Annotated in this window: 10 protein-coding genes; 6 read left to right on the top strand and 4 right to left on the bottom strand. The window is 47.5% G+C overall.

Translation table 11 applies throughout. The features are described 5' to 3' along the window. Positions 1-300 precede the first annotated feature (300 nt). Both A3751_RS05785 and udk read left to right on the top strand, forming a co-directional pair. Positions 301-1,548 (top strand): NupC/NupG family nucleoside CNT transporter, encoded by a 1,248-nt coding sequence (locus A3751_RS05785; protein ID WP_068453293.1) that lies wholly within the window; start codon positions 301-303, stop codon positions 1,546-1,548. Between the two features lies 1 nt (position 1,549). Beyond that, positions 1,550-2,185: a uridine kinase gene (gene udk / locus A3751_RS05780; protein WP_068453291.1), complete on the top strand. Its 636-nt coding sequence runs from the start codon at positions 1,550-1,552 to the stop codon at positions 2,183-2,185. Positions 2,186-2,199: 14 nt separating this feature from the next. Here the strand turns inward: udk and A3751_RS05775 are convergent, their stop codons facing one another. The 3 genes from A3751_RS05775 to A3751_RS05765 form a co-directional block, all read right to left on the bottom strand. Further along, entirely contained in the window at positions 2,200-2,871 is a 672-nt protein-coding gene (locus A3751_RS05775; protein WP_082863077.1) for an START domain-containing protein, read from the bottom strand. A gap of 136 nt (positions 2,872-3,007) precedes the next feature. After that, on the bottom strand, positions 3,008-3,637 hold the full coding sequence (locus A3751_RS05770) for an START domain-containing protein (protein WP_068453289.1): 630 nt from the start codon (positions 3,635-3,637) through the stop codon (positions 3,008-3,010). Positions 3,638-3,802: 165 nt separating this feature from the next. Then, positions 3,803-4,549 (bottom strand): OmpW family protein, encoded by a 747-nt coding sequence (locus tag A3751_RS05765; protein ID WP_068453294.1) that lies wholly within the window; start codon positions 4,547-4,549, stop codon positions 3,803-3,805. A gap of 235 nt (positions 4,550-4,784) precedes the next feature. On the opposite strand from A3751_RS05765, the gene A3751_RS05760 reads away from it, so the two are divergent. Genes A3751_RS05760 through A3751_RS05745 form a run of 4 tightly spaced genes read left to right on the top strand, consistent with a single transcriptional unit; the run spans position 4,785 to position 7,353 of the window. Further along, positions 4,785-5,741: an alpha/beta fold hydrolase gene (locus tag A3751_RS05760; protein ID WP_068453287.1), complete on the top strand. Its 957-nt coding sequence runs from the start codon at positions 4,785-4,787 to the stop codon at positions 5,739-5,741. Between the two features lie 24 nt (positions 5,742-5,765). Then, positions 5,766-6,197: a hypothetical protein gene (locus tag A3751_RS05755; protein WP_068453285.1), complete on the top strand. Its 432-nt coding sequence runs from the start codon at positions 5,766-5,768 to the stop codon at positions 6,195-6,197. A gap of 23 nt (positions 6,198-6,220) precedes the next feature. Then, positions 6,221-6,736, top strand: a complete 516-nt coding sequence (locus tag A3751_RS05750; protein WP_156492277.1) for a hypothetical protein — start codon at positions 6,221-6,223, stop codon at positions 6,734-6,736. 14 nt (positions 6,737-6,750) lie between these two features. After that, the gene (locus A3751_RS05745; RefSeq protein ID WP_068453282.1) at positions 6,751-7,353 is read left to right on the top strand and encodes an SCO family protein; all 603 of its coding nucleotides are present in this window, start codon (positions 6,751-6,753) and stop codon (positions 7,351-7,353) included. Positions 7,354-7,362: 9 nt separating this feature from the next. Here the strand turns inward: A3751_RS05745 and A3751_RS22660 are convergent. Further along, a partial coding sequence (locus tag A3751_RS22660; RefSeq protein ID WP_197466199.1) for a hypothetical protein occupies positions 7,363-7,546 on the bottom strand: 184 nt, incomplete at its 5' end.

Here is a 7,546-nt window from a genome sequence, read left to right as displayed (position 1 = left end):
AAAGTAAGAAACAGCATTAGTATCTGGCGGGGTACTTTTCTTTCGCTGCCGAGATGTTTTTTGCGTACAACGATGAAGTGGTTTGCCGCCGTGAGCAGCGTGACCGCACCAATAAAGGCAAGCACGCTAGGTAGCCAGTTACTGATAAGCTCGGAGTTCAGGATTGCGTCCATGTAGGTCTTCTGTGTTTTTCGTTAGCTTGTCAGATGCTCATGCGGGGCGCAAGCATGAAAACCAAGCCAAAGAGGAAAACTTTGCTAACCTTTTTAAGCAATTTGTCTTTTATAGAGTGAAGCCTGAATGTCTATTCTTATGAGCTTGTTAGGTGTATGCGTGTTGCTTGGCTTCGCGTTTTTACTGTCCACTAACCGCAAAGCCATCAAGTTGCGGACTGTTCTTGGAGCGCTTGTTATTCAGATCGGTCTTGGTGCATTAGTGCTTTACGTTCCATGGGGGCGTGACGTATTAAACGGGATAACGGCGGCTGTTGCGCATGTTATTCATTACGCAAACGAAGGCATCAGCTTTATGTTTGGTGGACTTGTGAGCGATAAGATGTTTGAGGTCTTCGGGGGTGGCGGTTTTGTTTTTGCGTTCAGAGTGCTTCCCGTTGTGGTGTTCTTTTCAGCGCTGATCTCGGTACTGTATTACTTTGGGATAATGCAAAAGGTCATTCAAATATTGGGTGGCGGTCTGCGAAAACTGCTGGGCACTAGTCAAACCGAATCACTCTCTGCCACAGCCAATATTTTTGTGAGTCAGACCGAGGCGCCTTTGGTCATCAAACCTTATGTTGCCAGCATGACGCGCTCTGAGCTTTTTGCTGTGATGGTCGGTGGCTTGGCCTCGATTGCGGGTTCTGTGATGGCAGGCTACGCATCCATGGGTGTCGAGTTAAAGTACTTGATTGCAGCCAGCTTTATGGCCGCGCCCGGCGGCTTGTTGATGGCGAAGATGATTGTCCCTGAAACGGAAGTCCCCAAAGACGATGTCGTAGTGCATGAGGATGCCCAGTCAAGACCGGCAAATGCGATAGATGCCGCTGCAACCGGCGCGTCCAGTGGTCTGAAACTTGCGGTCAATATTGGCGCGATGCTGATCGCGTTTATAAGTTTGATCGCGTTGTTAAACGGCCTCGTTGGCGGTGTTGGTGGCTGGTTTGGCTATGGTGATATTACAATTCAAGCAATTCTAGGGTGGGTTTTTGCACCGGTAGCGTGGCTTATAGGAGTGCCGAGCGTGGATGTTCAAGCTGTAGGCTCGTTAATTGGACAAAAGCTGATTTTGAATGAGTTTGTCGCTTATAGTGTGTTTTTACCCGTTCAGGAATCCATGCAACCCATCTCTCAGGCAATCACGACCTTTGCCTTGTGTGGCTTCGCTAACTTTGCGTCTATCGCAGTGTTGCTGGGCGGCTTAGGCATTATTGCCCCCTCCCGCCGTCAGGAGGTAGCACAAATGGGATTGAGAGCTGTGGCTGCAGGCACTTTAGCGAATCTTATGAGTGCAACCATCGCAGGTTTATTTATTGGTTTGAGTATTTTTTAGTATGGGATCTCTTGTTGTAACTGATAGACCCTTGTTAGTGGGGGTCGCTGGTGCATCGGCATCAGGGAAAAGTTTGCTATCTACAAATCTGGGCCAAAGCATGTCACCTGATTTGATTCAGGTGATTTCAGAAGACAATTATTATCAGGATCAGACGCACTTGGCGATGGCTGAGCGGGAAAAGACGAATTACGATCACCCCAGAGCGATTGAGCATGATCTTTTGCATGCGCATATTGAGTCGCTTAAAAGCGGCCAAAGTGTTCTGATGCCTCGCTATGATTTTGCGCAACACACGCGCTCAGGTGCCTCTATCGAGATTCATCCGACACCCATTATTGTGGTTGAGGGGATTATGTTGTTTACGCACAAAGCGCTTAGAGATGCCTTAGATTTGAAATTTTTTGTCGATACTCCTTTGGATATATGCCTCTTGCGCCGTTTGCAACGAGACACGCTGGAAAGAGGACGTTCAGTTGAGTCGGTGTTGAATCAATACAAGCATACGGTGCGACCTGGCTACATCAATTTTATCGCTCCGACTAAAGAGCATGCAGACATGATTATTCCTCGTGGTGGCAGAAATGCCGTTGCCATTGATTTGATTCACTCTCGCTTTCGCGCCCATATCGGCTAGGCGCAGGCGCTTTGTTATTGGAGCGCTGCGAAGTGCTGTTTGAGATTGAGCAGAGTGCTAAAGGGTTGGTCTACGACAAACGCGTTGGCTAGCCATGCGGGGATTTTTCCTGTCGGGTTTGCTTCAGTTTGGTAGGTGATTTCAACCGAATTTTCGGCGATCTGTGTAAGAGTCCAGGTGCCGTTTAGTTCGGTGACGCGAACGCGCTTCTGCTTCAACGGAACAAGGTCTGGACGATCTAGTCCTCGTACTTCAATAACCGCTTTTTTAGAGGATTTTGCGTGCGTAATCCGAATATCTAAAACGTAGTCTCTGTCGTGCACTGGCCACGGTGCTTTGATCACTTGATAGACGGTGTAATGCTCTGCTGAGGTGGATGCAAGTACGCGGCTTTCTATACAGTCATGAAGCCACGTTGTTGCTAACTTGGCGTCTTGTAAAAAAGTAAGAGCACGATCAAGGTCAGCATTGACTCGCACTTCTCCACGAAACATTTTAAAGCCAGAAAAGCTGGAGTCTTTGGTAAAAACGCGAACGCCCTCTTTATCTTTGGCTAGGCTCCAAGCATGGAGTTGTGTTGTAAAACCCAGTAAAACAAAAAAAAGACCAGAGTAGAGGGTTCGCATATCCGTATTGTGCTCTCCAAAGTTGCAATCGAGTCGAGGCTGTATAACGACGCCGACCATGGCATCGGCTGCGTAGTATGAACAAGAGCGTGCGAGAGGTCTGTGATCGAGTAGTTGCTTTTATTTCAACATGGAGATGAAAGTGAGCGCTAGAAGGTGGCGCTCACTATGCTTGATCGAGCATTGATTGATTTGGTTATTCTACTTCGTGGCGTTTTGTCTCGACACGATTACGCAGATTAAGCAGTGTGTTATACGGTTGATCGACTACGAAGGCGTTTGCGAGCCATGAGGGAACATCGCCGGCCGGATCTGCTGAGGTTTGATAAACAACATGCACATTGCTGTCGCTGGTTTGTGTAAGCGTCCAACTTCCGGTGAGCTCTGTTACACGAACGCAGTCGTCATTGGCGACTTCTGGCTCAACCAGCGCACTGAAGTTTATTTTTGCGCTGAGGCCATCCTCTGCACGATGTACCTTCATTTTTAGGACAAAGTTACGATCTGTGACAGGCCAAGGGGCACTTGTTTCCTGATACACGATTAACTCTTCGTCTGACGTTTTTTCCATGATCTGGCTTGCTACACACTCGTGCAGCCACTCATCCATACTTTCTACATCGCGGATGATATCTAGCACCTCATCAAGTTGCGCTTGGGCGTTCATTTCGCCTTTAAATGCTTTGAAGTCGGAGCCTTCAATTTCCTGAGTAAACACCTTAATGCCATTGTCATCTTCTTCAAGGGTCCAAGCGAAGCTAATCGAGCTAGTTAGTAATAGTGCACTGAAGAGTGTGCTTAATAATCTGGCGTTCATTTTTTTCATGGTTGTGTTCTTATTGTTGGTTTGGTTTTACAAGGGCTCTTTGTTTTGCCGCCGTGAATGAGTAAGGCCGTCTTTCTCCGTTGTGATCGCTACGTGGTCCAAACTAAAGCAATAAAAAATAGGGCGAAGCAATGCTGCTTGCCCTATTGTCGTGATGGAACTTCTTTAGAACTTGTACGACATGCCAATCATGTAAACAGATGGGTCGATGTCGACGTCAACTGTTGCTTTTACCGGGCCAGCATTACTGTCGGTTGTGATTTCAGCAGTGGTGTCGATGTCTATCCAGTAATAAGAGGCGTTAAGGCCAATTGAATCCGTCAATGCATAATCAAAACCCGCATGAATCGCAACGCCTGTTGAGTCATCCAGTTCAATCTTGGTATTCGCGACGGATGTGATGGTGCCCGCAGGAAGATTGCCTGTTGAGGAGGCAAGAAGATCAAACACGGCGGCATTGTCTAGTGCTGGAGTGACCTTCTCCTCAAAGAACATAGTGTAATTTAAACCCATGCCTACATAGGGCTGGAAGTCTGACGCGCTGTCCATAAAGTGGTAATTGAACGTTACGGTAGGTGGCAAGTGTTTAGTGGATGCGATATCTGTTCCCAAAGCGTCTAGCGAAATATCATGCTTAAAAGGTGTTGCACCCAGTACCTCGATGCCTACGCTTGGGTTGAACATGTAGGTTAAGCTTAAGCCGAGCTGTGTGTCGTCGTCTACGTCAACACCATCAATTCCTGTATTGCCCAGAGCAGGGGTATCGATAAAGATCATGCCGCTAGATGCATCCGGTGTTACGTTTGCTGCACCACCGCGAACGATGATGTCTCCTGACTCATAGGCAAACGCTGGGCTAGCACTTAAAGCGATAGATGCGATGGATAGACTAAGTAGGGTTTTTTTAAGCATAAATAGAACCTTGATATCGAAGTTGTGTTGACGTTGTTTGTATGTGGCGAACTTTAAGTGTTTAACGGCAACCATGACTTGATTTAGCTCAATTGTGGTGTCTATCCGGATATTTAAGAAAAAGCACACTTGATCCGCGTCAAACAGGCCTATGTTATTGGTAACAAAAAGAGGCGTGATTTTTGTTATGGCTTTTCATAAGCTGTGGAAATTCATAAAGAGTGCCGAGTAGATAATGCAAGTACAAAGCAGTACTCCGACAACCGAAAACGGTTTGATTACGATCGAGAAATGGCGCGAACAAGGCTGCTATTTTGATTTTGAGGGGCATCGAATCTTTTATCGCGATTCGCTTAGTTTGGCCTCTTCAAGCAGCGCCAATAAACCAGTTTTGCTATTGTTGCATGGCTTTCCAACCTCAAGCTGGGATTGGCGCGAGGTATGGCCCTTGCTGACGCAGCATTTTCGAGTAGTTTGCTTTGACCTTCTCGGGTTTGGTTTGTCAGATAAGCCAGATATTCCTCGGTACCCTATACATACGCAAGCGGATATCGCCGAGCAATTGCTGACTTCGTTAGGTATCGTCACCTACAACATTTTGGCTCATGACTACGGTGATACCGTTGCTCAGGAGTTGCTCGCGCGCGAGCTAGAAAATGAACGTGATTTGATTAAGTCGTGCGTGCTATTAAATGGAGGTCTTTTTCCTGAGACGCACAAACCTTTGCTGATGCAAAAGCTTTTGTTGAGTCCGATTGGGGGTCTAATTGCGCGCTTGGCTAGCTTTCGTAAATTTGTCGCGAGTTTTGATGATATTTGCATGCGGCAGCTGCCTGTTGAGGATTTACGAACGCATTGGGAGCTATTAGTGAGAGCAAATGGCCGTAAGATTATGCCTCGATTAATACGCTATATGGATCAGCGAGTTCGGTATCGAGCGCGGTGGGTCGGGGCTCTGGTAAATGCAAAGGTTCCCTTGCGCCTCGTGAATGGCTTGGATGATCCTATCTCGGGAGGGCATATGGCGGATAGGTACGAGGAACTTGTGCCCAATGCAGATATTGTTGGCTTGCAATCCATCGGCCATTATCCTCAAAATGAAAGCCCGTCCGGGGTGATTGACGCCGTGTTAGAGTTTTGGACTATGCATCGCGTCATTCGTGCACCCAGTGAAACTTTCAGAATCGCCTGACCGGACAATGCTAAGGAAGATGATGTGAAATATAACTCTAATCGATGGTTTAACTCTCTTGGTCCGGCCTTGTTGCTCTTGGCGTTATTTGGCCTTAGTGCTTGTGTGACCACCTATCAGGCGGCAGAGGGCGGTGTTGCAGGTTTTAGAGATCTTCAGATAGATAAGTACAGCTACTACGTCGAGTATACAGAGGCGGCAACGGTACCTTGGGATCAGATTGAGCAATTTGCGATAAAACGCTGCGCTGAAATTGCGAAAGAGCGAGGTTTTGTTGTTTTTGATGCGGAACTCTTAGACAGAAAATCTGTCTTTCTTGAGAGCAGTGTGGATGAGATACAGATAATGAGCATGGGTAATACCGCTGCAGATCCGCCGGTTCATCACACGTACAAAGGTAGCGCAAAGGTAGAGGGTCGGCGAGTGACCTTTAAGCTGACCTTAATCAACGAATAGTGTTTGGTAGTGAGAATCTTGTCATGACCACCAGGCCTGCTCGGCTGATTGCAGTGGTTTTCTGTTACGTTGGTGTTTTAGTCGGTTGCGGAGAATCGGACGGCTTTCATTCGGAGAGGCTAGGACAGCCGATTGCTCAGCGGCTTGAGATGCGTTGCGATGAAGAACAAACACGGTGTTCGGCGGTTTTACCCTCTTCGCCCAATGATGCAGCACAACCGCAGACCCTGTTGTTGCGACTGCAGGCTCCCGATCTGCCCGCTCTGACGCCTTTGACGTTTGAGCTTGAGGCTGATGGCGAAGGGGGCTTTGATCAGCGTGTTTTTATCCGCGCTTGGATTGAGGGTCGAGACATGTTTATGGGTGAACATCTTCTTCAGCCTGACTATGATCCTGCACGACAGATCTTTGTTCTGAAAGGAATGATCCCCGTTTGTGTGACTGGATCAGAGATGGTCTGGCGTTTGAGTGTAGAGCTCGAACTTAACAACACGAAGGTGCTAGCCTATGCAGATCTTCGTTCTCTAAAACATTCTTAAGTGTTGGGGTATTTGTGAAAAACGCGCAAAAACTAGTTTTCGCTCTTTCGTTGGTTGTCGCCGGTATTTTGAGCTATCAGGTATATCAGTCTTCGCAGGGTTCAGCGTCAAAAGATGTGAAAGCGGCTTACTTGCCTGGTGGCGATTTTGAACTGGAGCATGATGGAGCGCCATTCAACACGAATCAATTACGCGGTACACCGTATATTTTGTATTTTGGTTTTACGTCCTGCCCTGATGTTTGTCCATTAGGTTTAACGGTCGTTCGTGATGCGCTTAATAGTGATTCGGCGTTAAAAGATATTCCGGCCGTATTTGTGAGTTTGGACCCGGAGCGCGATTCAGCTGAAGCGATGCACGGTTATTTAGAATTCTTTCATAAGAACTTAATCGGTCTACGCGGTGACCTGGTTAAAACGCACGCAGTTGCGAAGCAATACGGCACCTATTTCATCAAGGCGCCTCTTCCCAGCGGAAGTTCCGATGACCCGACACAGTATACGGTTGACCATACAGCGTACTACTTTGTCGTTGATGCCGACGGTGAATTACAGCGGGTGCTTGAGCACAACGCGAAACCCGAAGAGCTAGCGGAGGCGCTGCGCGCTTTATTGTAGCTGCCGCGCTCACGCAACCTGGCTTTGCTTTCCGGGTAATAGCGCCGTTTCCGTTTTGCAGTTGATGAGCATCAATGGCGCGTTATCTTCGTTGCGCAAAAAGCCTTCGATATGATAATCGTCCGTTCTCTGTTTCATTAGACCCTCAGACGAGTTGTCGGTACTGAAGTTAGACCAATCATAATCAATAATA

It is taken from the genome of Oleiphilus sp. HI0080 (genome assembly GCF_001635135.1).
This window is presented reverse-complemented; position numbering and strand designations above follow the sequence as displayed.